Annotated in this window: 22 protein-coding genes and 1 pseudogene; 15 read left to right on the top strand and 8 right to left on the bottom strand. The window is 68.2% G+C overall.

Going from position 1 to position 25022, the window contains the following annotated elements; translation table 11 throughout:
- Positions 1-3 precede the first annotated feature (3 nt).
- Both ABDW31_RS09715 and ABDW31_RS09710 read right to left on the bottom strand, forming a co-directional pair.
- Positions 4-1182: a VWA domain-containing protein gene (locus ABDW31_RS09715; protein WP_343698554.1), complete on the bottom strand. Its 1179-nt coding sequence runs from the start codon at positions 1180-1182 to the stop codon at positions 4-6.
- Between the two features lie 152 nt (positions 1183-1334).
- Positions 1335-1853 (bottom strand): GNAT family N-acetyltransferase, encoded by a 519-nt coding sequence (locus ABDW31_RS09710; protein WP_343698553.1) that lies wholly within the window; start codon positions 1851-1853, stop codon positions 1335-1337.
- 190 nt (positions 1854-2043) lie between these two features.
- On the opposite strand from ABDW31_RS09710, the gene ABDW31_RS09705 reads away from it, so the two are divergent.
- The 4 genes from ABDW31_RS09705 (at position 2044) to dxs (ending at position 5859) form a co-directional block, all read left to right on the top strand.
- Positions 2044-2658 carry a histidine phosphatase family protein gene (locus ABDW31_RS09705; RefSeq protein ID WP_343698552.1) on the top strand — a complete coding sequence of 205 codons (615 nt, stop codon included), beginning with the start codon at positions 2044-2046 and terminating at the stop codon, positions 2656-2658.
- Between the two features lie 95 nt (positions 2659-2753).
- Positions 2754-3011 (top strand): exodeoxyribonuclease VII small subunit, encoded by a 258-nt coding sequence (locus ABDW31_RS09700; RefSeq protein ID WP_343698551.1) that lies wholly within the window; start codon positions 2754-2756, stop codon positions 3009-3011.
- Positions 3011-3913, top strand: coding sequence for a polyprenyl synthetase family protein (locus ABDW31_RS09695; protein ID WP_184721043.1), 903 nt, complete (start codon positions 3011-3013; stop codon positions 3911-3913). The genes ABDW31_RS09700 and ABDW31_RS09695 overlap by 1 nt, the downstream gene beginning before the upstream one ends.
- Before the next feature lie 17 nt (positions 3914-3930).
- Positions 3931-5859, top strand: a complete 1929-nt coding sequence (dxs, locus tag ABDW31_RS09690) for a 1-deoxy-D-xylulose-5-phosphate synthase (protein ID WP_184721041.1) — start codon at positions 3931-3933, stop codon at positions 5857-5859.
- 216 nt (positions 5860-6075) lie between these two features.
- Here the strand turns inward: dxs and ABDW31_RS09685 are convergent, their stop codons facing one another.
- From ABDW31_RS09685 to flgF, 5 genes are all read right to left on the bottom strand, one after another.
- Positions 6076-6540, bottom strand: a complete 465-nt coding sequence (locus ABDW31_RS09685; protein ID WP_343698550.1) for a hypothetical protein — start codon at positions 6538-6540, stop codon at positions 6076-6078.
- A gap of 115 nt (positions 6541-6655) precedes the next feature.
- The gene (gene flgH / locus ABDW31_RS09680; protein WP_184721037.1) at positions 6656-7390 is read right to left on the bottom strand and encodes a flagellar basal body L-ring protein FlgH; all 735 of its coding nucleotides are present in this window, start codon (positions 7388-7390) and stop codon (positions 6656-6658) included.
- 14 nt (positions 7391-7404) lie between these two features.
- Positions 7405-8181, bottom strand: a complete 777-nt coding sequence (gene flgA / locus ABDW31_RS09675) for a flagellar basal body P-ring formation chaperone FlgA (protein ID WP_343698549.1) — start codon at positions 8179-8181, stop codon at positions 7405-7407.
- A 4-nt stretch (positions 8182-8185) separates the two neighbouring features.
- Positions 8186-8974, bottom strand: a complete 789-nt coding sequence (gene flgG / locus ABDW31_RS09670; RefSeq protein ID WP_184721033.1) for a flagellar basal-body rod protein FlgG — start codon at positions 8972-8974, stop codon at positions 8186-8188.
- A gap of 13 nt (positions 8975-8987) precedes the next feature.
- Positions 8988-9725, bottom strand: coding sequence for a flagellar basal-body rod protein FlgF (gene flgF, locus ABDW31_RS09665; RefSeq protein ID WP_343698548.1), 738 nt, complete (start codon positions 9723-9725; stop codon positions 8988-8990).
- 226 nt (positions 9726-9951) lie between these two features.
- On the opposite strand from flgF, the gene fliL reads away from it, so the two are divergent.
- From fliL to ABDW31_RS09640, 5 genes are read left to right on the top strand one after another with little or no spacing between them, the layout of a single operon-like run.
- The gene (fliL, locus tag ABDW31_RS09660) at positions 9952-10548 is read left to right on the top strand and encodes a flagellar basal body-associated protein FliL (RefSeq protein ID WP_184721029.1); all 597 of its coding nucleotides are present in this window, start codon (positions 9952-9954) and stop codon (positions 10546-10548) included.
- A 27-nt stretch (positions 10549-10575) separates the two neighbouring features.
- Positions 10576-11709 carry a flagellar motor switch protein FliM gene (fliM, locus tag ABDW31_RS09655; RefSeq protein ID WP_184721028.1) on the top strand — a complete coding sequence of 378 codons (1134 nt, stop codon included), beginning with the start codon at positions 10576-10578 and terminating at the stop codon, positions 11707-11709.
- Positions 11706-12311, top strand: coding sequence for a DUF6468 domain-containing protein (locus tag ABDW31_RS09650; protein ID WP_343698547.1), 606 nt, complete (start codon positions 11706-11708; stop codon positions 12309-12311). Before fliM ends, ABDW31_RS09650 begins: the two co-directional genes overlap by 4 nt.
- Positions 12308-13111 (top strand): MotE family protein, encoded by an 804-nt coding sequence (locus tag ABDW31_RS09645; RefSeq protein ID WP_343698546.1) that lies wholly within the window; start codon positions 12308-12310, stop codon positions 13109-13111. The genes ABDW31_RS09650 and ABDW31_RS09645 overlap by 4 nt, the downstream gene beginning before the upstream one ends.
- An 8-nt stretch (positions 13112-13119) precedes the next feature.
- Complete coding sequence (locus tag ABDW31_RS09640) at positions 13120-15987, top strand: endoglucanase (RefSeq protein ID WP_343698545.1); 2868 nt, start codon at positions 13120-13122, stop codon at positions 15985-15987.
- Between the two features lie 15 nt (positions 15988-16002).
- Here the strand turns inward: ABDW31_RS09640 and ABDW31_RS09635 are convergent.
- Positions 16003-16086 (bottom strand): annotated as a pseudogene (locus tag ABDW31_RS09635) (hypothetical protein); the annotation flags it as partial.
- Positions 16087-16355: 269 nt separating this feature from the next.
- Here ABDW31_RS09635 and zwf point away from each other — a divergent pair.
- The 6 genes from zwf (at position 16356) to ABDW31_RS09605 (ending at position 25009) form a co-directional block, all read left to right on the top strand.
- The gene (gene zwf / locus ABDW31_RS09630; RefSeq protein WP_184721020.1) at positions 16356-17825 is read left to right on the top strand and encodes a glucose-6-phosphate dehydrogenase; all 1470 of its coding nucleotides are present in this window, start codon (positions 16356-16358) and stop codon (positions 17823-17825) included.
- Positions 17826-17830: 5 nt separating this feature from the next.
- Positions 17831-18523: a 6-phosphogluconolactonase gene (pgl, locus tag ABDW31_RS09625; protein ID WP_343698544.1), complete on the top strand. Its 693-nt coding sequence runs from the start codon at positions 17831-17833 to the stop codon at positions 18521-18523.
- A 4-nt stretch (positions 18524-18527) separates the two neighbouring features.
- On the top strand, positions 18528-20330 hold the full coding sequence (gene edd / locus ABDW31_RS09620) for a phosphogluconate dehydratase (protein ID WP_184721016.1): 1803 nt from the start codon (positions 18528-18530) through the stop codon (positions 20328-20330).
- A 13-nt stretch (positions 20331-20343) separates the two neighbouring features.
- Positions 20344-21339, top strand: coding sequence for a glucokinase (gene glk, locus ABDW31_RS09615; RefSeq protein WP_343698543.1), 996 nt, complete (start codon positions 20344-20346; stop codon positions 21337-21339).
- An 82-nt stretch (positions 21340-21421) separates the two neighbouring features.
- The gene (locus ABDW31_RS09610) at positions 21422-22435 is read left to right on the top strand and encodes a LacI family DNA-binding transcriptional regulator (RefSeq protein WP_184721012.1); all 1014 of its coding nucleotides are present in this window, start codon (positions 21422-21424) and stop codon (positions 22433-22435) included.
- A 123-nt stretch (positions 22436-22558) separates the two neighbouring features.
- A complete protein-coding gene (locus ABDW31_RS09605; RefSeq protein WP_343698542.1) occupies positions 22559-25009 on the top strand; it encodes an exo 1,3/1,4-beta-D-glucan glucohydrolase in 2451 nt (816 codons plus the stop codon).
- The last annotated feature ends 13 nt before the right edge of the window (positions 25010-25022 follow it).

The following is a 25022-nucleotide window of genomic DNA, read 5'->3' as shown; positions in this document are numbered from 1 at the left end:
CGGTCAGCCCCGCACCAGTTCCCGCATGGCCTTGTCCAGGCCTTCCAGCGTCAGCGGATACATGCGGTCGCCGATGATCTGCTTCATGACGCCGATCGACTGGGTGTAGTCCCAGTGCCGCTCGGGCGTGGGATTCAGCCAGATGCAGCTCTGATAGATGTCGACCACCCGCTGCATCCAGATCGCGCCGGGCTCCTCGTTCCAGTGCTCGACGCTGCCGCCCGGATAGGTGATCTCGTACGGGCTCATGGTCGCGTCGCCGACGAAGATCACCTTGTAGTCGGCCGGGAACTTGTGGAGCACCTCGAAGGTCGGGATCTTCTCGGTATGGCGGCGCTTGTTGTCCTTCCAGACGGCTTCATAGAGGCAGTTGTGGAAGTAGTAGAATTCCAGGTTCTTGAACTCGGTCTTGGCGGCGCTGAACAGCTCTTCGCAGAGCTTGATGTGGCCGTCCATCGAGCCGCCGATGTCGAAGAAGATCAGCACCTTGATCGCGTTGCGGCGCTCGGGGCGCAGCTGGATGTCCAGATAGCCCTTCTCGGCGGTGCCCTTGATGGTGCCGGGCAGGTCCAGCTCGTCGGCCGCGCCGGTGCGGGCGAACTTGCGCAGGCGCCGTAGGGCGACCTTGATGTTGCGGGTGCCCAGCTCGACCCCGTCGTCGAGGTTCTTGTACTCGCGCTTGTCCCAGACCTTCACCGCGCGGCCGTGACGGCCCTTGTCCTGGCCAATCCGGACGCCTTCGGGATTGTAGCCGTTATTGCCGAACGGGCTGGTGCCACCCGAGCCGATCATCTTGTTGCCGCCCTCGTGGCGCTTCTTCTGCTCGCGTAGGCGCTCCTGCAGGGTTTCCATCAGCTTCTCGAAGCCGCCCAGGGCCTCGATCTGGGCCTTTTCCTCGTCGGTCAGGAACCGCTCAGTCAGGGCCTTCAGCCATTCCTCGGGAATGTCGGCGGTGATGCCTTCGCCGACCGTCTCCAGCCCCTTGAAGACGTGGCCGAACACCCGGTCGAACTTGTCGAGGTTCTTCTCGTCCTTCACCAGGCTGGCGCGCGACAGGAAGTAGAAGTCCTCGACCGAGCGGTCGATGACCTCCTTGTCCAGGGCCTCCATCAGCAGCAGATACTCGCGCAGGCTCACCGGCACCTTGGCCTGGCGGAGCTCGGAGAAGAAGCGAAGGAACATCGGCGCGGCTTTCGAACAGATGTTCGGATAGTGGAGGGTTCTGAAACGGGACGCAACAGAACTTGCCCCCTCCGCGCTGACGCGCTCCTCCCCCGGAGGTGGAAGACGGACTTCCATCCGCCCGCCTTTGGGGGCGGACGATCGCGAAGCGATCAGGTGGGGGGAGCATCCCGCCGCAGGATGAACTCCAGATCCCGCGTCTCCCCGACCGGGAACTCGTATTCCCCGACCTTCGTGAACCCCTTGCGCCCATACAGCCGCTGGGCGCCGAAATTCTCCGACCACACGCCGATCCAGATCCGGCGCGGGCCCAGCCAGTCCAGCGCCGTCGCCAGCAGCCGCGAGCCGCGACCGCCGCCCTGATGACCCTTCAGCACATAGATCCGCTTCAGCTCGCCATCCCCCGGCGCGACCTCGTCGTGCGGCAGGTCGCAGGGGCCGGCCAGGGCGTAGCCGATGGCCTCGCCGTCTTCGTCCTCCAGAATCCAGGCGGCCTTGTCGGGATGGGCCAGGTCGTTGCGCGTCCGCTCCAGGCCGTAGGCATAGGCCAGGAAGGTCTCCAGATCCTCGGTCGGATAGAGGTGGGAGAAGGTCTCGGCAAAGGTCCGCGCGCCCAGGCTGGACAGGGTGTCGGCGTCTTCGAGGGTGGCGCGGCGCAACGTATCGGTCATGGAGAACCTGAGTAGCCGCCCCGCCGGGCGGCTTCAACGCCTGGACCCCCGCACTCGGATCGGGTTGTGTCCAGGCGCGAGGCCGGTTACCACCGGACGGCGCTGGGGCGATCCGCCGCCGCGCCTGTAAGCGCTCTTCAGGAGGGGGAGGGGACGGAACGGCCCTGGGGCTGACCGACTTCTCTACAACATGGCCGACGTCACCACCGCCGACCAATCGTCCCTGCCCACGAAGCTGGGCGTCATCACCTTGGCCCGTCACGGCGAACCCGCCCTGTCGCGCAAGGTCCGCCTGAATGCGCCCGAGTACGGCGACTGGTGGGCGCGCTACGAGGTCGGCGGGCTGAAGGCCGGCCAGACCCCGCCCGACGGACTGATCGCCATCGCCCGCGAGGTCGACGTCATTATCGCCTCGACTCGCCGCCGCGCCGTCGAGACCGCGCAGGCGGTGGTTGGCGACCGGACCTTCGACACCGACCAGACCTTCATCGAGGCCCCGCTGCCGCCGCCGCCGTGGCCGCTATGGATCAAGATGTCGCCCAAGCGCTTGGGCTTTTTTGCCCGCTTCTGGTGGTGGTTCTTCGATCATCACGGCGGGCAGGAGACCCGCGCCCAGGCCGAGGTGCGGGCCGGAGAGGCCGCCGACCGCCTGGTGGCGCTGGCCGATCAGGGCCAGGACGTGCTGGTGCTGGCCCACGGCTTCTTCAACTGGATGATCGCCGACGCGCTCAAGCAACGGGGGCTGAGCAAGCTGGTCGATCAGGGCCATGGCTACTGGAGCATCAAGCGCTTCAGCCGCGCTTGATCCGCAAACCCTCTTTCCTTAACCACGCCTTGACTCTAGGTCGTTGCCCGCGCGGGCCTTGGCCACTAGGCTCGCCCTGTTCCCCGAGAGTTGAAATGACCGACGCTACCCAAACCGCCGCCCCCGACCTTTCCGCCTACAGCTTCGAGCAGGCGCTCGCCGAGCTGGAGAAGATCGTGGCCGAGCTGGAGTCGGGCCAGGCGCCGCTGGAACGGTCTATCGACATCTATGAGCGCGGCGCGGCCCTGAAGGCCCACTGCGAGAAGAAGCTGGAAGCCGCGCGCCTGAAGGTCGAGAAGATCGTGCTCGGCCAAGGCGGCGCCTTCGCCGCCGAAGCGGCCGAGTTCAACTGATGCCCGCCGCGCGTCCGGACAACGACCTGGCCAGGCGGATCGTCCAGGCCGCCGACATCGTCACGGTGGCGCTCGACGAGTTGCTGCCGCGCGCCGATGGCCCCGAGACGCGCCTGACCGAGGCCATGCGCTATGCGGCCCTGGGTCCCGGCAAGCGTCTGCGCCCGTTCTTCGCGCTGGAAACCGGCAAGATGTTCGACCTGCCCGAGCGGCCGGTGCTGCGCGCGGCCTGCGCGCTGGAGTGCATACACGCCTACAGCCTGGTCCATGACGACCTGCCGGCCATGGACGACGACGACGTCCGCCGCGGCCGTCCGACCGTGCACAAGCAATATGACGAGGCCACCGCGATCCTGGCGGGCGACGCCCTGCAGACGGCGGCCTTCGAGATCATGGCCCACCCCGACACCCACGACGACGGCCACGTCCGCTCGGAACTGGTGCGCAAGCTGGCCATCGCCTCGGGCGCCAAGGGCATGGCTGGCGGCCAGATGATCGACATCCTGGGCGTTCGCGACGATCTGGGCGCGGTGGCCCGTATGCAGCGGCTGAAGACCGGCGCGCTGATCGCCTTCGCCTTCGAGATCCCGCTGATCATCGCCCGGGCAAAAGATTCCGAGCGCGCGGCCCTGATGGCCTTCGCCCAGGATCTGGGCCTGGCCTACCAGATCGTCGACGACATTCTGGACGCCGAAGGCGACGCCGAGACCATGGGCAAGGCCACGGGCGGCAAGGACGCCGCCATGGGCAAGGCCAACTACGTCACCCTATTGGGTCTGGATGCGGCCAAGGAGCGCGTGACGCTTTTGGCCGAGCAGACGCGTTCCCATCTCGAAATCTTTGGCGAACGGGCCGAACATCTGCGCGAAAGCGTTGATTTCGTGCTGGACCGCCGCAACTGACCGCGCTTTCTTCAAACATGTCCTCGAAAACACCTCTGCTCGACACCGTGGCCTCGCCGGCCGACACGCGCGAGCTTTCCATTCCCGAGCTCAAGCAACTGGCCGCCGAGGTCCGAGCCGAGACCATCGACGCCGTGTCGGTGACCGGCGGCCACCTGGGCGCGGGCCTGGGCGTGGTCGAGCTGACCGTGGCCCTGCACCACGTGTTCGAGACCCCCAAGGACATCGTCATCTGGGACGTCGGCCACCAGGCCTATCCGCACAAGATTCTCACCGGCCGCCGCGACCGCATCAAGACTCTGCGCCAGGGCGGGGGCCTGTCGGGCTTCACCAAGCGGGCCGAAAGCGAATACGACCCGTTCGGCGCGGCCCACGCTGCGACTTCGATCTCGGCGGCGCTGGGCTTCTGCGCCGCGCGTGACGCCAAGGGTGAAGACAACAGCGTCATCGCCGTGATCGGCGACGGCTCGCTGGGCGCGGGCATGGCCTATGAGGCGATGAACGCGGCGACGGACACCACCAAGCGCCTGATCGTCATCCTCAACGACAACGACATGTCGATTGCCCCGCCGGTGGGCGGCATGAGCGCCTATCTGGCCAATCTCGTGTCGGGCGGCGCCTATCGCTCGGTGCGCAAGCTGGGCAAGACCGTCGTCGAAAAGCTGCCCCTGCCGACCCCGGTGCGCGAAGCCGCCCGCAAGGCGGAAGAATATGCCCGCGGCATGGTGACCGGCGGCACCTTCTTCGAAGAGCTGGGCTTCTATTACATTGGTCCGATCGACGGCCACGACATGGACGCCCTGGTCAGCGTGCTGAAGAACGCCAAGGCGTTTGGCGACAAGCCGGTGCTGGTCCACTGCGTCACCCAGAAGGGCAAGGGCTACGCCCCGGCCGAGGGCGCGGCCGACAAGCTGCACGCCGTGGCCAAGTTCGACGTTGTTACCGGCCAGCAGCAGAAGGCGGCCGCTGGCCCGCCCAGCTACACCAAGGTCTTTGCCCAGGAACTGGTCCGCCAGGCGCAGAAGGACGACAAGATCGTCGCCATCACCGCCGCCATGCCCTCGGGCACGGGCCTGGACATCTTCCAGCAGGCGTTCCCGTCGCGCACCTTCGACGTCGGCATCGCCGAGCAGCACGCGGTGACCTTCGCCGCAGGTCTCGCCGCCGACGGCATGAAGCCGTTCACGGCGATCTATTCGACCTTCCTGCAGCGCGGCTACGACCAGGTGGTGCACGACGTGGCCATCCAGGGTCTGCCGGTGCGCTTCGCCATGGACCGCGCCGGCCTGGTCGGCGCTGATGGCCCGACCCACGCCGGCAGCTTCGACATCGGCTTCATGGGCGCTCTGCCCGGCATGGTGCTGATGGCCGCCGCCGACGAGGTCGAGCTGGCCCGCATGGTCGCCACCGCCGCCGAGATCGACGACCGTCCCAGCGCGTTCCGCTACCCGCGTGGCGAGGGCCTGGGCCTGGAGATGCCCGCGACCATCGACCCGCTGGAGATCGGCAAGGGCCGCATCGTCCGCGAAGGGACCAGCGTCGCCATCGTCTCGTTCGGCACGCGCCTGTCGGAAAGCCTCAAGGCCGCTGACCTGCTGGCTGCTCGCGGCCTGTCGGCCACCGTCTGCGACGCCCGTTTCGCCAAGCCGCTGGATATCGACCTGCTGCTGCGCCTGGCGCGCGAGCACGAAGCTATCGTCACGGTGGAAGAAGGCTCGATGGGCGGCTTCGGCGCCTTCGTGCTGCAGGCCCTGGCCGAGCACGGCGCCTTCGATCGCGGCCTGAAGATCCGCACCCTGTGCCTACCCGACGTCTTCCAGGACCAGGACAAGCCGGACGCGATGTACGCCCAGGCGGGCCTCGACGCCGACGGCATTCTGCGCGGGGCGCTGTCGGCCCTGGGCATGGACAATGTCAGTGCGGCGGGCGCGGGGCGTAGGGCTTAAGTCAAAATCCCTCTCTCATAGAGAGAGGGAGGGGCCCGCCGCGTAGCGGTGGGAGGGTGAGAGGTTATAATCTCTCAGGATTGGACGCGGCCAAGGTCGCGGTCTTTTCCAAGATTGGCTTTGAGGACGTCTGAGGTTTTCCGGCCAGCGGTGAAACCTCTCACCCTCCCACGCCTGCGGCGCGGGCCCCTCCCTCTCTCTATGAGAGAGGGGTTCTTACGCCCGGCAAGCCTTGAAGAACGCCCGCACCTTGCCGCGGTCGGCAGAAGCTGCCGCCAGGCTGTGGTGGCCGTTGTTCATCACCGCCAGCTGGCCCGACTTGCGGAAATTGGCCAGGGCAGGGGCCGTGGTGCGGCCGCGGCCTTCCAGCAGGCGGCTGCCGGACATGTCGTCCTCCAGCGCCTGGGCCGGGAAGCGGCTCTCGGTCTTGCCCGAGGTCAGCACGATCTCCTGGCCCGCCAGGCCCAGCGCCGAGACCCGGATCTGATCCTGGCCGGGCTGACAGTTCAGCATCAGCACCACATCGTCGCTGTTGGGACGGCCGTAGGCCAGGCGCGGGTCGCCGTCATCGGCCAGATAGGCCCAGCGATAGGGGCCCTGATCGGCCTGCTCGTGCGCGCAGCCGGTCAGGCCGGCGGCCAGAAAGCTCAGAACGATGAAGGCGGTGGCGCGGCGTCGCATGACGGTCTCCTCGTCGGATCAACGCAGGCCGGACGCGAAAGGCTCCGCAAACGCGAAGAGGCGCGGCCACCTTGCGATGACCGCGCCCCCTTGATCTTGAACCGTCAGGCCTTGCTTAGAACGGCGAGAAGCGCTCGACCAGCGACTGGCCGGCCGGGGTCTTCTGGACGCGGCTGATGTCGCCGCGGCCGCCGTAGCTGATGCGGGCTTCGGCGATCTGGGTGTGACGGATGGTGTTGGCCGACGAGATGTCCTCGGGGCGCACGATGCCGGCCACGGTCAGCTGGCGCAGCTCGGCGTTGGTGCGGACTTCCTGAGTGCCCTGGATGACCATGTTGCCGTTCGGCAGGACGGTGCTGACCACGGCGGCGATCGTCAGGCTGATCTTTTCCGAGCGATTGACGCTGCCCGAGCCGTTGTTGGTGGTGGCCGAGTTGGTGTTCAGCGCATTGGCGGGGTCGAAGCCGCCCGGCAGCACCTTGCCCAGGCTGGACTCCAGGCCCAGCAGGTTGGGCACGCCGGCCTTCATGTTCGAGCTGCGCGAGGTGGCAGTCTGGTTCTTGGTGCTGGCGCTGTCGTCGATGTCGATCATGACGGTGACGATGTCGCCCACGCGGCTGGCGCGCTGGTCGTTGAAGAAGGCGCGGGCGCCGACGCGCCACAGCGAGTTGGCCGAGGCGGCCTGGGGGGCCGGGTCGCGCGAGGAGACGTACTGCTGCTGGATCGGGGCCAGGGCGGCGGGATAGCCGACCGGCGCCAGTTCCGGGCCCTTCACGGCTTCGGTGACGGTGGAGCAGGCGGCCAGCGGGGCCAGGAGCAGGGCGGCGGCGATGATGACGGGGCGACGCATGGGGCTAGAACCTCTTAGCGAGCAGCGAAACGGACTTGTTGCGAACGGGCTTGCAAGCCCTGGGCCTGCGGACCGACCGCGGCGGCCCCAGGACCCGTCGCAACGGCCTGGATGATTTTCTTCGAGAGCGTGTTCTGGACGGCAAAGACGTCGCCGGTCGCGGCGCTGGCGATGGCTTTCCCTTGAAGCGAAAGGGAAATTCCGCCGTCGTCATAGGTGATGGTGATCAGATCACCGGCCTTGATGACCTGGGCGGCGCCCACGTCGCGGCTCGAGACTGCGGCGCCTTCACGCAGGGGGCGCTTGGCGGCCAGGCCGATCACGGCGTCGGCGTCGCGGGGGGCGTCGCTCGGAGCGCCGGCCATCTTCACCCAGATCAGGTCCTGCGGCTGGACGATTTCGCCGGCCGTGATGCTGCGGGCATAGGCAAGAACTTCCACGTTGCCGCGCGAGGCCACGCCGCGGGCGCCGCCTGAGGTTCCGCCGTTGTCGGCGCCTTCGCGCACGATGATGCGGCGGATGCCGTTGCTGTTGGTCCAGTCATAGCCGGCGCGGCGGGCGAACATCTGCACCTGGCCAGCTTCCAGCACCGCCGTGGGGCCCATGCGAGCGGCGATGACCATGTCGGCGGCCGGGCCGCTGACGCCGTCGAACAGGTCGCCCAGCGTGACGCGGCCGTCGGCGTCGGTGGTGTCCATGCGCAGGGTCACCGGCGCGCCCGCGAAGGCCATGTTCGGCAGGAGGGGGGCGGCAAACGCGATCAGGGCAGCGGCGAGGAAGAGGGCCTTCATGAGCTTACGACCGCAGCTGCGAGGTGGCTTGGAGCATCTGATCGGCCGTGGTGATCACCTTCGAGTTCATCTCGTAGGCGCGCTGGGCCGTGATCAGCGAGGTGATTTCCGTGACGGCGTCGACGTTCGACGCTTCGGTGTAGTGCTGCATCAGGACGCCGAAGCCCGGCTCGCCCGGCGCGGCCAGGTTGGCGGCGCCTGAGGCGGCGGTTTCCAGCAGCAGGTTGTCGCCGATCTGTTCCAGGCCGCCTTCGTTCATGAAGTTGGCGAGCTGGATCTGGCCGATGGTCTGCGGGGCGGGCTGGCCGTCCAGCTTCACCTGCACTAGGCCGGTCTTGCTGATCGTGATGTCGGTGGTGTTCTGCGGGATCGTGATGCCCGGCTGAACCAGGTAGCCGTCCTCAGTGACGATCTGGCCCTGGTCGTTGGTCGAGAAGTTGCCGGCGCGGGTATAGGCCGTCTCGCCCGAAGGCAGCAGGATCGGCAGCAGGCCCTTGCCCTGGATGGCGATGTCCAGCGGGTTGTCGGTCAGGGTGGGGGTGCCCTGCTCGATGATGCGGTAGACCGAGCCGGCCTTGACGCCGCCGCCGACCTGCACGCCGGTGGGGACGATGTTGCCGTCGTTCGACGACTGCGAACCCGCGCGTTCGATCTGCTGGTACAGCAGGTCCTGGAACTCGGCCCGTTGGCGCTTGAAGCCAATGGTGTTCATGTTCGCGATGTTGTGCGAGATGACTTCGACGTTCAGCTGTTGCGCTGACATGCCCGAAGCGGCGGTGCGGAGAGCTTGCATCGGCTAGGCTTCCTTAATTGACTTTGCCCAGCCGCTCGACGGCGGTCCGGTGCAGATCGGCGGTGTTGTCCATCATCTTGGCGACGCCCTCATAGGCGCGCTGGATCTCGATCAGCTTGGTGATCTCGACCACGGGTTGGACGTTCGAAGATTCCAGCATGCCCTGGTGCAAACGGGCGTCCGGGGCGGCCTGCAGGGCCACGTTGGTGGTGTTGCGGTAGAGGTTGTCGCCGTCCTTCGCCATCGAGGACAGGTCGTCGGGACGGACGATGCCGATGCGACCGACGCGGACCGCGCCCTGGGTCACGACGCCGTCCTTGCCGATCGACACGCCGCCCAGCGTCGGGTCGATCACGATCGGGCCGCCGCCTTCATCCAGGACCTGGCTGCCCTGCTCGGTGACGATCCGGCCTTCCGGGTTGGTCGTGAAGCGGCCGTCGCGGGTGTAGCGGTCGCCGTTGGCGGTCTGAATGTGGAAGAAGCCGGTGCCCTCGATCGCCAGATCGAAGTCGCCGCCCGTCTTGGTCATCGCGCCCTGCGTGAAGTTGCGGGCGACCTGGTCGTCCAGCACGAACTTCACCGGGGCGGCGCCGTCCAGGGTCTTGGCGGGGCGCGCCTGTTCGGTCCGGACCATCAGGTCCTCGACCTTGAAGCCCGTGGTGTTGGCGTTGGCGATGTTGTTGGCCACGATGTCGAGCTGGCGGCGCAGCGTCATCTGACGCGAGAGGCCGACGTAGAGCGCGTTGTCCATGGCGAGTTAACTCGGGGCGACTGGCGCGACAAATGCGCCGCATCTCCAGAAGCAACCTTCGTGCCAGTCTCAAAACGTTATATAAAACAACAAATAGGAAGGTTAACGCGGGCCGGTTGGTCGGAGTCTGCCGGGCAGATTCAGCCTGCGACAGAATGGCCTCCAAAACACATCGTTAACCATGCTCCCCGCATGTGTACGGGCATAGATTCCAAGGAACCCGCGCGTGGCTGAGAACACCGAACAGGAAGCTCCGGAAGGCGAAGGCGAAGCCCCCGCCAAGAAGAAGCCTCCGATCCTGATCATCGCCATTGCCGCGGGCGTTCTCGTCCTGGGCGGCGGTGGCGCGGCCGCCTTCTTCCTGATGAAGCCCAAGCCTGCCGCCGAAGCCGGCGAGCACGGCGAAAAGGCCGAGAAGAAGAAGGAAAAGAAAAAGGAAGAAAAGAAGGAAGGCGAGGCCGGCAAGGACGGCGCGGCCGCGGCCGGCGCCGCGCCGACCATCAAGGAAGGCCCGGACGGCGTGGTGTTCTACACCCTGCCCGACATCGTGGTGAACATGCAGACGGCTGACGGCAAGTCGACCTTCCTGAAGCTGAAGCTGACGTTCGAGCTGCCCGACGAAGAGGTCGCGGACTCGCTGACGCCGAATCTGCCAAGGCTGCAGGACATGTTCCAGACCTTCCTGCGTGAGCTGCGCCCCGAGGACCTGAATGGTTCGCAGGGCACCTACCAACTGCGTGTCGAGCTGCTGCGCCGGGTGAACCTGGTCGCCGCACCGGCCAAGGTGAACGCGGTCCTCATCGAGGAGATGCTGATCAACTAGCCCTCGGGCTGGTTGGGCATAACGAACATGGCGGAAGACATCGACGATCAGGCCGCGATGGCCCAGTGGGCCTCGCAGAACCCCCCTGGCGCTTTCGGCGAAGCCGAAGGCAACAACGAGTTCGGCGACTTCTCCGGCGGCATGGGCGGCTGGGACGACGGCGGCGGCGAGGCGGGTTCGGAACGCATTCTGAACCAAGACGAGATCGATAGCCTGCTGGGCTTCGACCTGTCGGGCGACGGTTCCGAGGACCGCACGGGCATCCGCGCGATCATCAACTCGGCGCTGGTCAGCTACGAGCGTCTGCCGATGCTGGAAATCGTCTTCGACCGCCTGGTGCGGTTGATGACGACCTCCCTGCGGAACTTCACGTCGGACAACGTCGAAGTCAGCCTGGACAACATCAGCTCGATCCGTTTCGGCGACTATCTCAACTCGATCCCGCTGCCGGCCATCCTGGCGGTGTTCCGGGCCGAGGAGCTGGACAACTACGGCCTGCTGACGGTCGACTCCAACCTGATCTACTCGATCGTCGACGTGCTGTTGGGCGGCCGTCGCGGCACGGCCGCGATGCGCATCGAGGGCCGTCCCTACACCACGATCGAACGCGTGCTGGTGCAGCGGATGATCGAGGTGGTGCTGCACGACCTGAAGAGCGCCTTCGAGCCCCTGCATCCGGTCGGCTTCTCGCTGGACCGTCTGGAAACCAACCCGCGCTTCGCCGCCATCGCTCGCCCGGCCAACGCCGCGATCCTGGTCAAGCTGCGCATCGACATGGAAGACCGCGGCGGCCGCATCGAGCTGCTGCTGCCGTACGCGACCCTGGAACCCATCCGGAAGATGCTGCTGCAGCAGTTCATGGGTGAGAAGTTCGGTCGCGACAACATCTGGGAAGGCCACTTGGCCACCGAACTCTGGACCACCCAGATGGAGGTTCGCGCCGTCCTCGACGAACAGCAGGTGCCGCTGTCGCGCGTCCTGAACATGGAAGTCGGCGACACCCTGATGCTGAACGCCACGCCCGACAGCTTGGTCGAGCTGCGCGCCGGGGCCATCCCGCTGACGCGCGGCCGCATGGGCCGTCGCAACCACTCGATCGCCGTCCGGGCCGAAGCGCCGCTGACGCCGGCCGCCAAGAAGGCCGTGCAGAAGCTGAAATGAGCCTGATCGCCTTCGCCATGAACGGGTTCCTGGCGGTGCTGCTGATCGCGGCGCTGGCCTTTGGCTGGCGTCTGGAGCGGCGCCTGAAGGCTCTGCGCGACAGCCACGCCGGCTTCGCCAAGGCGGTGGCCGACCTGGACCAGGCCGCGGCCCGCGCCGAACAAGGCCTGGCCGACCTGCGCGCGGCGACGGACGAAGCCGCCGAGACCCTGGCGGTGCGCATCGAGCGCGCCCAGGCCCTGGCGGCGCAACTGGAAGAGCGGGTCAGCCGCCCGCTGCCGGCTCCGACCCAGGCCCCCGCGGCGCGCCCGGAACGCTTCGAGCGTCCGGCTGAACGTCCGGCCGACCGTTTTGAGCGCGAGCCGCTGCTGCGCGCCACGCCCGAGCCCGAGCGCCGCCTGAAGGCTGAAGATTTCGAGCGTCTGCTGGAGCGCGAAGACCGCATCCCGCCGGCCGCTCGCCAGAACCTGAACCAGAATTTGGGCGGCCCCAGCGCCGCCCGCGAAACCCCGCGTTCACGGGCGCGGATCGATGATGACCTCTTCGATGGACCGGGCGAAAGCCCGCGCCCCGGACACAACCCTAGAGCTGACCGCCGATGAAGAACGTTCCGCGCATCCTGCCCCTGATCGGCGTCGCCGCCGCCGGCGTCCTGGCCATCAACGCCATGGCCGGCGCCAAGTCGCTGCCCGACCTGCTGGGCGGGGCCAAGGCCTTCGCCGAGGGCGTGGCCAAGCCTGAGGGCGAAGCCGCCTCGGCCGAAGGCGCGGCGACCGACGCCGCCGCCAAGACGCCGCAGCAACTGCCGCGCGCCTGCGCCCCAGGCGCCGACGCCCTGGCCAAGGAAGCCGGCCTGTCGCCCGCCGAACTGCGCGTTCTGCAGAGCCTGGGGACGCGCCGCGGCCAACTGGACCAGCGCGAGCAGGACATCGACGTCCAGCTGCAGCTGCTGGCCGCCGCCGAAGCCAAGCTGGACGCCAAGCTGAAGTCCCTGACGGGCCTGAAGGGCGACATCCAGGGTCTTCTGGGTCAGGTCGACAGCCAGAAGCAGGCCGAAGTCGATCGTCTGGTCACCGTCTATGCCGGCATGAAGCCCAAGGACGCGGCTGCTCGCATGACCCTGCTGGACGACAGCGTCCGCCTGCCGATCGCCGCCAAGATGAAGGAACGCACCCTGGCGATGATCCTGGCCAACATGTCGCCGGGCGACGCCAAGGTCCTGACCGAGCGCCTGGCCTCGCGCCTGGTCAACCCGGCCGTCGACAAGGGCAAGGCCGCCATCGCCGAGAACGCCGCTCCGGCCCCGACGGCGGCCGCGCCGGCCAAGCAGGCCGATGCGGGCCTGGCCGGCAACGCGCCCGGCGCCAAGGCCAATGGGGCCGCGCCGAACAAGGCCGGTTAAGGGAGCCCATGACTCTCCGCCAGCTTCTGCGCTCAAGCGTCGCCGCCGCCTGTATTGCAGGTACGGCGGCGCCGTCCGTTCTGGCCGCCCCGCCGCCGCAAGCGGCGCGGGCGTCTCTGGATGTGCGTGTCGCGCAGGCGGCGAACTTCTCGCGGATCGAATTCCACTGGAGCGGTGCGGCGCGGATGACCCCGCATCGCGACGGCCAGACCCTGGTCCTGCGTTTCACCCGTGACGCCAATCCCGACCTGTCGCGCCTGAAGATCGCGCCGCCGCGCTGGGTCAAGGACGCCAGCGCCCGCCACGTGGGCGGCGTGCTGGAGCTGGTCATCACCCTGACCGACGACGCCGACGCCAAGCTGGGCACGGCCGACGGCGTCGACTTCGTCAACATCTACGGCAAGGCCGGGGCCCCCGCGGGCCAGACCTCGCCGTCGGCCGCGCCGGCCCCGATCGGCCGTCCCAACCCGATGCCGCGCGACGGCGTCGTCCGGGCCGGCTTCGAGCGCTCGGACGGCCAGGTCACCCTGTCGTTCGACTGGGCCGCGCCGGCCGGCGCCGCCGTGTTCCGTCGCGGCGAGGCGGTCTGGATAGTCTTCGACACGCCCGCACGCCTGGACATCTCCAAGCTGCCGGCCTCGACGCCGCGCTACACCAAGATCCAGACCTTTCGGGGCGCGGACTACACGGCCCTGCGCATCGTCGCCCCGCCGGGCGAGCCCTATGTCGCCGTCGGCTCTGGTCCGACCTGGCGGATCAGCTTCGGCGCCGGCCCGCAGCAGAGCCCCGACGCCATCCAGGTGACCCGCGACGAGAAGGCGCCCGCCGCGGCCCTGTCGGCCAGCGTCGCCGGCGTCACCCGCGTGATCTGGGTCGATGACCCGGCCGTCGGCGACCGCATCATCGTTGCGCCGGCCCTGGCGCCCGCCAAGGGCCTGGCCTCGCGCCGGGAGTATGTCGAGTTCGCCCTGCTGCAGTCGGCGCAAGGTCTCGCGGCCGAAGCCTACGCTCAGGACCTGATGGCCCAGGCCGACAGCGACCAGGTGCGGATCGGCCGTCCCAAGGGGCTGGCCCTGTCGCCGGCCTCGGCCAGCGCACCGCCGGAAGAGGCCGCCGCCGGCGCGCCGCAACCGCTGTCGATGCCGGCCCTGATCGACCTGGAAGCCTGGCCCAAGGTCGGCTCGGGCGGTTTCCTGGCCCGCTACAACGCCCTGCAGAACGCTATCTCGGCGGCGGGCGACGACGAGGCCGACAAGGCGGCGCGCATGGCCCTGGCCCGTTTCCTGGTCGGCTCGCAGATGTCGTTCGAGGCGATCGGCGTGCTGAACGCGGCCTCGCGCAAGCACCAGACCCTGATGGGCGATCCGGAGTTCCGCGGCCTGCGGGGCGTGGCCCGGGTGATGTCTGGTCGTCTGGCCGAGGCCGACGCCGACTTTTCCTCGCCTGTGCTGTCGGACGAGCCGTCCAGCGCCCTGTGGCGCGGCCTGATCTCCAGCAAGAACGGCCAGTGGCTGGACGCGCGGACCAAGTTCTCGGCCGGAGGCCGGGCGCTGGCGCTGTTTCCGCCCGTCTGGCAGGCGCGCTTCCTGCGGGCCCAGGCCGAGGCGGCGCTGGGCGTCGGCGACCTCAACGGCGCCATGCAGGCGACGGCCAAGGCCCTGGCCTTGCCCAAGATCCCCGTCGCCGACCAGCTGGACATCCGACTGACCCAGGCCAAGGCCTTTGCGGCCAAGGGCGAGAAGATGCGCGCCCTGCGCATGTTCCAGGCCATCGCCAAGGCGCCGATGGACCGCATCGCCGCGCCGGCCCTGCTGAACGCCACGCAGATTCAGTACGAGAAGAAGCAGATCAACGCCGCCAAGGCGGCCGAGACCCTGAACGCCTTGCGCTATCGCTGGCGCGGCGACGGCGTCGAGCTGGACGTCATCAGGGCGCTGGGCAAGCTGTATATCGACCAGGGCCGCTATCGCGAGGCGCTGGAAGTGCTGCGTTCGGCCGGCCGCCAGCTGCCCGACCGTCCCGAGGCGGTGGCGCTGCAGAACGACATTTCGACCACCTTCCGGGCGCTGTTCCTGGAGGGCCTGGCCGACGGCATGCAGCCGATCCAGGCCGTGGGCCTGTTCTACGACTTCCAGGAGCTGACCCCGATCGGCGCCGACGGCGACCAGATGGTTCGCAACCTGGTGCGCCGCCTCGTCGACGTCGACCTGCTGGACGATGCGGCCAAGCTGCTGAAGTACCAAGTCGACAACCGCCTGAACGGCGTGCCCAAGGCCCAGGTCGCCACCGACTTGGCCTGGATCTACCTGATGAACAGGAAGCCCCAGGATGCGCTGGACACCATCAACAACACCCGCACCACGGTGCTGCCGCCGGCCCTGAACGCCGAGCGCCGCCTGGCGACCGCCCGCGCGTTGATGGGGCTGGGCCGCTATGATGCGGCGCTGGAGCTGGTCGATCGCGACACCAGCAAGGACGGCCAGGAGATCCGCGCCGACATCGCCTGGAAGCAGCGCGGCTGGCCGGTGGCCGGCGCGTCCTACGAGCGGATGCTTGGCGACCGCTGGAAGACCGCCGGGGCGCTGGCGCCCGCCGACGAGGCGCGCCTGCTACGCGCCGCCGTCGCCTACAGCCTGGCCGACGACGACGCAGGGCTCGCCCGCCTGCGCACGCGCTGGACCAAGTTCGTCGAGACCGCCGGCAATCCGGACGGCCTGCGCGTGGCCCTGCAGGGCCTGGGCGCCGAATCGGTGTCGGCCTCGGACTTCGGCCGGGTCAGCGCCGACAACGAAGCCTTCAGCGGCTGGATCGGCCGCATGAAGGAGAAGTTCCGCACCGGCCAGCCCGCGGGTTCGCCCGCGCGGGCAGGGCGGTAGAGCCCATACCTAGCCGTCATCCCGCGCTTTATGCGCGGGACCCATTTGTCCGCCGCAAGTGAAGTGCAGGCGCGCTCTCTCACGTGGAAGCTGAACCATGGGTCCCGCGCATAAGGCGCGGGATGACGGTGTTGGAAGGCACAACCTTTCGGCCTACCGTCACGAAACTCGCCCTTCGCGGCACGTCTCGCCGCCAATCCCTTCTCCACGCCCGAAAATACCCACGAAAACGCAATGGTCTTGTGGCGGGCGTCAGACGTTTGCCTTAGGTAGGGCCGGCTGGCCGCCCCAAGCGGCGCCACGGGCTGCGCGCGCTTGCCATTCTGCTGCAGGCATGTCATGACAACGTTGTCATAGGGTGGAAGACAGTGACGAAGAAAAACAACGTCAAGACCGACCAAGTCGGCAGCGATGTCATGGTCTTGCTCGGCGGGGCAGGGGACTTGGCCCTGCGCATGCTGCTGCCTTCGCTCTACTTCCTCGAACTCGACCGCCTGCTGCCGCATGACCTGCGGATCGTCGGCGTGGCGCGCGCCGATCACGACGCCGCCAGCTACAAGGCCCTGGTCCGCGAGCAGCTGGGCAAGCGCGCCAGCGTCGAGGAGGCGGTCTGGAACCGCCTGGCCGAGCGCCTGGACTACGTGCCCGCCGACATCACCAGCGAAGCCGACGCCCAGAAGCTGGCCGAGCGCATCGGCGCCCACGGCACGCTGGTCATCTTCTTCTCGTTGTCGCCCAGCCTGTACGGTCCGGCCTGCCAGGCGCTGAAGGCCGCCGGTCTGACCGGTCCCGAGACCCGCCTGATCCTGGAAAAGCCGCTGGGCCGCGACCTGGAAAGCTCCAAGGTCACCAACGCCGCCGTCGCCGCCGTGGTCGACGAGAGCCAGGTGTTCCGCATCGACCACTATCTGGGCAAGGAGACGGTCCAGAACCTGACGGCCTTGCGCTTCGCCAACGTGCTGTTCGAACCCCTGTGGGATCGCAACACCATCGACCACGTGCAGATCACCATCGCCGAGACCGAGAAGGTCGGCGACCGCTGGCCGTATTACGACGAGTACGGCGCGCTGCGGGATATGGTGCAGAACCACATGCTGCAGCTGCTGTGCCTGGTCGCCATGGAGGCGCCGTCGGGCTTCGATCCCGACGCGGTGCGTGACGAGAAGGTCAAGGTGCTGCGGTCCTTGCGTCCCTTCACCAAGGACAGCGTGGCCCACGACACCGTGCGCGGCCAGTACGTGGCCGGCGTGGTCGAGGGTGGCGCGCGCGCGGGTTATGTCGAGGAAGTCGGCAAGCCCACCAAAACCGAGACCTTCGTGGCCATGAAGGTGGCGATCGACAACTGGCGCTGGGACGGCGTGCCGTTCTTCCTGCGCACCGGCAAGAACCTGCCCGACCGCCGCACCCAGATCGTCGTCCAGTTCAAGCCACTGCCGCACAACATCTTCGGCGCGGCCACCGACGGCGAGCTGTGCGCCAACCGTCTGGTCATCGATCTGCAGCCGGATGAGGACATCTCGCTGACGATCATGAACAAGCGCCCCGGCCTGTCGGAAGAGGGCATGCGCCTGCAATCGCTGCCGCTGTCGCTCTCGTTCGGCCAGACGGGCGGGCGTCGCCGCATCGCCTATGAGAAGCTGTTCCTGGACGCCTTCCGCGGTGATCGCACCCTGTTCGTGCGCCGCGACGAGGTCGAGCAGGCCTGGCGCTTCATCGACGGTGTCTCGGCCGCGTGGCAGGAGGCCGGCATCGAGCCCGCGCCCTATGCGGCCGGCACCTGGGGACCGCAGTCGGCGCAGGGCCTGATCTCGCCCGGCGGCCGGTCCTGGAAAGCGTAAGAGCTATGCCCAAGCCCCAGATCGAAGCCTTTCCGACCCGCGAGGCGCTGTACGACGCCGCAGCCTCGACCATCGTCCAGGGCCTGACTGAAGCCGTTGCGACGCACGGCTTCGCCGGCTTCGCCGCCACCGGCGGTTCGACGCCGGCCCCGGTCTATGACCGCATGTCGGGCATGACCGCGCCTTGGGACAAGGTCATGGTCACCCTGACCGACGAGCGCTGGGTGCCCGCCAGCGATCCCAGCAGCAACGAAGGCCTGGTGCGTCGTCACCTGCTGAAGGACGAGGCGGCCAAGGCCGGCTTCTCGCCGCTGTATTTCGACGGCGTCAGCCACGAGGAAGCCGCGCTGAAGGCCCAGGCCGGCGTCGCCGCCGCCGCGCCGTTCGGTGTGGTGCTGCTGGGCGTGGGTCCCGACGGCCACTTCGCCTCGCTGTTCCCGGGCAATCCGGTGCTGGCGCGCGGCCTGGATCCGACCTCCGACCGGCTGGTGCTGGCCGTGCCGCCCGGCGATCCGGCTCCCGACATCCCCCGGATCAGCCTGACCTTCCAGGCGTTGACCCAATCGGCGCTGATCGTGCTTCTGATCACCGGCCAGGCCAAGCGGGCGCTGCTGGACGGCGAGGTCGACCCCAGCCTGCCGGTCGCCGCCATTCTGAATCAGGACCGCGCCAAGGTCCGCATCCTCTGGGCCGAGTAACGCCATGAACCCCGTCATCGCCGAAGTCACCCAGCGGATCATCGCGCGCAGCAAGGACAGCCGCGCCGCTTATCTGGCCAATATGGACCTGGCGATCGAGAGCCAGCCGGGCCGGGCCAAGCTCAGCTGCGCCAACTGGGCCCACGCCTTCGCCGCCTCGCCGGGTGTCGACAAGGTCCGCGCCCTGGACCCGAACGCGCCCAATATCGGCATCGTCTCGGCCTATAACGACATGCTGTCGGCCCACCAGCCGCTGGAAGAGTATCCGGCGCTGATCAAGGACGCCGCGCGCGAGGTCGGGGCCACCGCCCAGTTCGCCGGCGGCGTGCCGGCCATGTGCGACGGCGTCACCCAGGGCCGTCCGGGCATGGAGCTGTCGCTGTTCTCGCGCGACGTCATCGCCATGGCCACCGCCGTCGCGCTGACCCACGACGCCTTCGACTCGGCGCTCTATCTGGGCGTCTGCGACAAGATCGTGCCGGGCCTGGTGATGGGCGCCCTGACCTTCAGCCACCTGCCGGCGCTGTTCGTGCCCGCCGGCCCGATGACCTCGGGCCTGCCCAACAGCGAGAAGGCCCGCATCCGCGCGCTCTATGCCGAGGGCAAGGTCGGCCGCGCCGAACTCTTGGAAGCCGAGCAGGCCAGCTATCACGGCCCCGGCACCTGCACCTTCTACGGCACGGCCAACACCAACCAGATGCTGATGGAGCTGATGGGCTTCCATCTGCCCGGCTCGGCCTTCGTGCATCCCAACACCCCGCTGCGCGAGGCCCTGGTCAAGGAAGCCGCCCGCCGCGCCGCCGCCGTCACCAACAAGGGCAACGAGTTCCTGCCGATCGGCCGGATGATCGACGAGAAGTCGTTCGTCAACGGCGTGGTCGGTCTGATGGCCACCGGCGGCTCGACCAATCTGGCCCTGCACCTGATCGCCATGGCCCACGCGGCCGGCATCATCCTGACGCTGGAAGACCTGGACGACATCTCCAAGGCGACGCCCTTGCTGGCCCGCGTCTATCCGAACGGTTCGGCCGACGTGAACCACTTCCAGGCCGCGGGCGGCATGGCGTTCATCATCCGCGAGCTGCTGAAGGCCGGCCTCGTCCATGACGACGTCCAGACCATCGCCGGTCCGGGCCTGTCGCTATACGCCCAGGAACCGCACCTGGAGGACGGCGTGCTGACCTGGCGCGAGGGCGCTCAGGAAAGCCTGGACACCGCCATCGTGCGTCCGATCTCCGAGCCGTTCAGCAAGGAGGGCGGTCTGCGCCTGCTGGCCGGCAACCTGGGGCGCGGCGTGATGAAGATCTCGGCCGTGAAGCCCGAGCACCACGTGATCGAAGCGCCAGCCGCCGTGTTCCAGGAGCAGGAAGACTTTATCGCCGCCTTCAAGCGCGGCGAGCTGGATCGCGACGTCGTCGTGGTCGTCCGCTTCCAGGGTCCGTCGGCCAACGGCATGCCCGAGCTGCACAACCTGTCGCCGTCGATCTCGGTGCTGCTGGACCGCGGCTACAAGGTCGCCTTGGTCACCGACGGCCGCATGTCGGGCGCGTCGGGCAAGACCCCGGCGGCCATCCACGTGACGCCGGAAGCCGCCAAGGGCGGGCCGCTGGCCTATGTCCAGGACGGCGACCTGATCAGCGTCAACGCCGAGACCGGCGAACTGAAAATCCTGGTGGACGAGGCGGCTCTGCTGGCCCGTACGCCGGCGAGCGTCCCGGCGTCCAAGCCGGGCTTTGGGCGGGAACTGTTCGGATGGATGCGGGCAGGGGTCGGCGCGGCCGACTCCGGCGCGTCCGTCTTTGCTTGAGGAAGCGCACGGAATGGACGGCAATCAACGGCCCGGCCTGGGTCTCGTCGGTGACATCGGTGGCACCAACGCCCGTTTCGCCCTGGTGGAGTTCGACGGCCAGGATGTGCGCCTGATCGAGCCGACCGCCTACAAGGGCGAGGACTACGGCAAGGCCGAGGACGCCATCGAGGACTATCTGGCCAAGGTCGGGGTCAAGCATCCCGACCAGGCCGTGGTCGCCGTCGCCGGTCCCATCGAGGACGGCGAGGTCCACATGACCAACCTCGACTGGAAGATTTCCGAGGACGGCCTGCGACAGGCCAACGGCTTCCGCGACGCCAAGCTGATCAACGACTTCACCGCCCAGGCCCTGGCCGCGCCGCGCTTGGCGGCCAAGGACCTGCGCCAGATCGGTCCGCTGGGAACCTTGGCCGAGGGCGACCTGGCCATCCTGGGTCCGGGCACCGGCTTCGGCGTCGCTGGCCTGATGCGCCGTCACGGCCAGGAGCTGCCGGTGGCCACCGAGGGCGGACATGTCGCCTTCGCGCCGCTGGACGAGGTCGAGATCGAGGTGCTGCGCCTGCTGACCAAGCAACTGGACGGCGGCCGCGTCTCGGTCGAGCGCATCCTGTCGGGACCGGGCATGGAAGACCTGCACGTGGCGCTGGGCGCCGCCGAGGGCCGCAAGGTCGAGGCGCTGGAGGCCAAGCAGATCACCCAGCGCGCCGTCGACGGCTGCGCCGACAGCCTGGCGACCGTGAACCGCTTCTGCGCGGTGCTGGGCTCGACCGCCGGCGATATCGCCCTGACCCTGGGCGCGCGCGGCGGGGTGTTCATCGCCGGCGGCATCGCGCCCCGCATCATCGACATCCTGGAGAAGAGCCCGTTCCGCCAGCGCTTCGAGGCCAAGGGCCGGCTGTCGGGCTACACCCAGGACATCCCGACCCACGTCATCCTGCACCCGCACACCGCCCTGATCGGCGCGGCGGTGGCCCTGACGCCGGAAGGCAAGGCGGCCGTCGCTTAAACTGTCGTTTGGGCTCGCCATGACAAGGCTGTCATGGCTTAGTGTCGGCTGAACGCCAGAGAATCGGCGGCAGGGGACGGAATTGAGCGCCAAGATCACGATCCACGATGTGGCCCGCGAAAGCGGCGTCTCGATCAAGACCGTTTCGCGGGTGCTGAACCGTGAGCCCAACGTCAAGGCCGACACCCGCGATCGGGTGCAGGCGGCCGTGGCGGCGCTGAAGTATCGGCCCAACATCTCGGCCCGCAGTCTGGCCGGGTCAAAAGCCTATCTGATCGGCGTCTTCTTCGACAACCCCAGCCCGGGTTACGTCACCGACGTGCAGCTGGGCGCCATCGCGCGCTGCCGGCAGGAGGGCTTCCACCTGATCGTCGAGCCGGTGGACTCCACCGCCGACATCGAGGAGCAGGTCGCGCCGATGCTGGCGACGCTGCGCATGGACGGGGTGATCCTGACCCCGCCGCTCAGCGACCATCCGGCCGTGCTGGAAGCGCTGGAGCGGGAAGGGGTGCCCTATGTCCGCATCGCCCCGGGCGGTGATCTGGACCGCGCGCCGTGGGTCAGCATGGACGACCGCCTGGCCGCCTATGAGATGACCCGCCACCTGATCGGCCTGGGTCACAAGGATATCGCCTTCATCGTCGGCCACCCCGACCACGGCGCGGCCATGCAGCGGCGTCAGGGCTATGTCGACGCCATGCGCGACGCCGGTCTGCCCGTGCGCGACGACCGGGTGGAGCAGGGCTGGTTCTCGTTCCGCTCGGGCTTCGAGGCGGCCGAGAAACTGCTGGGCGGCGCCGATCGTCCGACCGCCATCTTCGCCTCGAACGACGACATGGCCCTGGGCGTCATGGCCGTGGCCAACCGCCTGCGTCTGGACGTGCCGGGCCAGCTGTCGATCGCCGGCTTCGACGACACGCCCGGGGCCAAGATCACCTGGCCTCAGCTGACCACGGTGCGTCAGCCGATCCACGCCATGGCCGGGGCGGCCGCCGACATGCTGATGCATGGCGTGGAGCAGGAAGAGGGCGCGCCGCCGCCCTCGCAGGTGCTGGACTTCGAACTGGTCGTCCGGGAATCCACCGGAGCCCTCTGACGCGGCGCGTTCCGGCGCTGCGTGCGACGCCTCGACGTTCAAACGCCTTGACAACGCTGTCATCATCGCGAGCATAGGCGGTCAAAGCTGCCGCCCTCGAAGGCGGTGCGGGAGGAAACCACAATGACGCCCAAGGCCTTCGCGCGAGTCTCCATCCTGGCCCTGTCGGTCGCCTGCGGACCGGGCTCGGCCGCCTGGGCCCAGACCGCCCATCCTGCGCTGTGGCCCAAGGCCGCCAGCCCCGCGACCATCACCGACGCCAAGATCGAGGCCTTCATCACCAAGTTGATGAGCCAGATGAGCGTTGAGGAGAAGGTCGCCCAGACCATCCAGGCCGACGGCGCGTCAATCACGCCCGAGGAATTGAAGAAGTACCGCCTGGGTTCGGTGCTGGTCGGCGGCAACAGCGCGCCCGACAACAATGACCGCGCCTCGGCCCAGCGCTGGGTCGAGTGGATCCGCAGCTACCGCGCCGCCGCCTTGGAGCCGCGCGGCGGTCACCAGGAGATCCCGATCCTGTTCGGCGTCGACGCCGTGCACGGCCACAACAACGTCGTGGGCGCGACGCTCTTCCCGCACAATATCGGCCTGGGCGCGGCGCGCGATCCAGACCTGATCCGACGCATCGCCGAGGTGACGGCCCTGGAGATGGCCGTCTCGGGCGCCGACTGGACCTTTGGACCGACCGTGGCCGTGCCGCGCGACGACCGCTGGGGCCGGGCCTATGAGGGCTATGCCGAGGATCCGGAGGTGGTGGCGTCCTATGCCGGGCCGATGACCCTGGGCCTGCAGGGCAAGCTGGTCGCCGGCAAGTCGCTAGCCAAGGATCGCGTCGCCGGCTCGGCCAAGCACTTCCTGGCGGACGGCGGCACCGAGAACGGCAAGGATCAGGGCGACGCCAAGGCCGACGAGCGCGACCTGATCCGCCTGCACAACGCCGGCTATCCGCCCGCCATCGACGCCGGCATCCTGTCGGTGATGGTCTCGTTCTCGGGCTGGAACGGCGTCAAGCACACCGGCAACAAGAGCCTGCTGACCGACGTGCTGAAGGGGCGGATGGGCTTCCAGGGCTTCGTGGTCGGCGACTGGAACGCCCACGGCCAGGTCGAGGGCTGCAGCAACACCAGCTGCGCCCAGGCCTACAACGCCGGCATGGACATGATGATGGCCCCCGACAGCTGGAAGGGCCTCTATGACAACACCCTGGCCCAGGTGAAGGCTGGCCAGATCCCGATGGCGCGGATCGACGACGCCGTGCGCCGCATCCTGCGGGTCAAGGTCAAGGCCGGGACCTTCGAGAACAACCGCCCCATGGAGGGCAAGCTGGAGCTGCTGGGCGCGCCCGCCCACCGCGCCGTGGCGCGCGAGGCGGTGCGCAAGTCGCTGGTGCTGCTGAAGAACGAAGGCGTGCTGCCGCTGAAGAGCTCGGCCCGCGTGCTGGTGGCCGGCGACGGGGCCGACGACATCGGCAAGGCGGCCGGTGGCTGGACCCTGACCTGGCAAGGCACGGGCAACAAGAACAGCGACTTCCCGCACGGCCAGTCGATTTATGCCGGCATCGCCGAAGCGGTGAAGGCTGGCGGCGGCAGCGCCGAGCTGGCCGTCGACGGCCAGTTCAAGGCCAAGCCCGACGTCGCCATCGTGGTGTTTGGCGAGAACCCCTATGCCGAGTTCCAGGGCGACATCGCCACCACCGAGTACCAGCCGGGCGACAAGTCCGACCTGGCCCTGCTGAAGAAGTTGAAGGCCCAGGGCATTGCGGTGGTCTCGGTATTCTTGAGCGGCCGACCGCTGTGGACCAATCCGGAGATCAACGCATCGGACGCCTTCGTCGCGGCCTGGCTGCCGGGGTCGGAAGGCGGCGGCGTGGCCGACGTGCTGGTTGGTGATGTGGCCGGCAAGCCGCGCAACGACTTCACCGGCAAGCTGTCGTTCTCATGGCCCAAGCGGGCCGACCGCGAGGAGAATGTCGGCGACAAGGCCTACGACCCGCAGTTCGTCTATGGCTACGGCCTCAGCTACGCCAAGCCCGGCAAGGTGGGGGCGCTGTCGGAGGATCCGGGGACGGTCTCGGCGGTGGTCAATGTCGACCGCTACTTCGTGGCCGGCCGCACGCCCGAGCCTTGGACGATGAACGCCGCCGGCGCGGTGACGGTCAGCGCCTTGGATGCCGGCGCCCAGGAGAACGCTCGTCAGGCGGTGTGGAGCGGGGAGGGGACCGGGACCTTGAGCGTGCTGGGACGCCCCGTCGATCTGTCGCGCCAGACCACGGGCGACATGGCTGTGATGATTCGTTACAGGGTGGACGCTTCCCCAGGGAAACCGGTTTCCTTAGGGATGGGATGTGGCGAATCCTGCGGGGCGCAGGTAGACGTCACGTCAACGTTCCAAGGTGCGAAAATCGGCGAATGGCGTACGGCCAAGATCAGACTTTCTTGTTTCATGGCCAAGGGGGCGGACATGACGCAAATTTCCGCCCCATTCGCACTGTCGACTTCGGGCCGGTTTTCGCTGGCCTTCACCGAGATCCGGCTCGCCTCCAACGAGGGCGACGCCTTCTGTCCAACGCACTGATCCAGCAAGAAGG

Origin of the sequence: Caulobacter sp. (assembly GCF_039596335.1) — a bacterium.
GTDB lineage: Bacteria > Pseudomonadota > Alphaproteobacteria > Caulobacterales > Caulobacteraceae > Caulobacter.
Note: the sequence above shows the minus strand (reverse complement) of the source record. Positions and strands in the feature narration are given on the sequence as shown.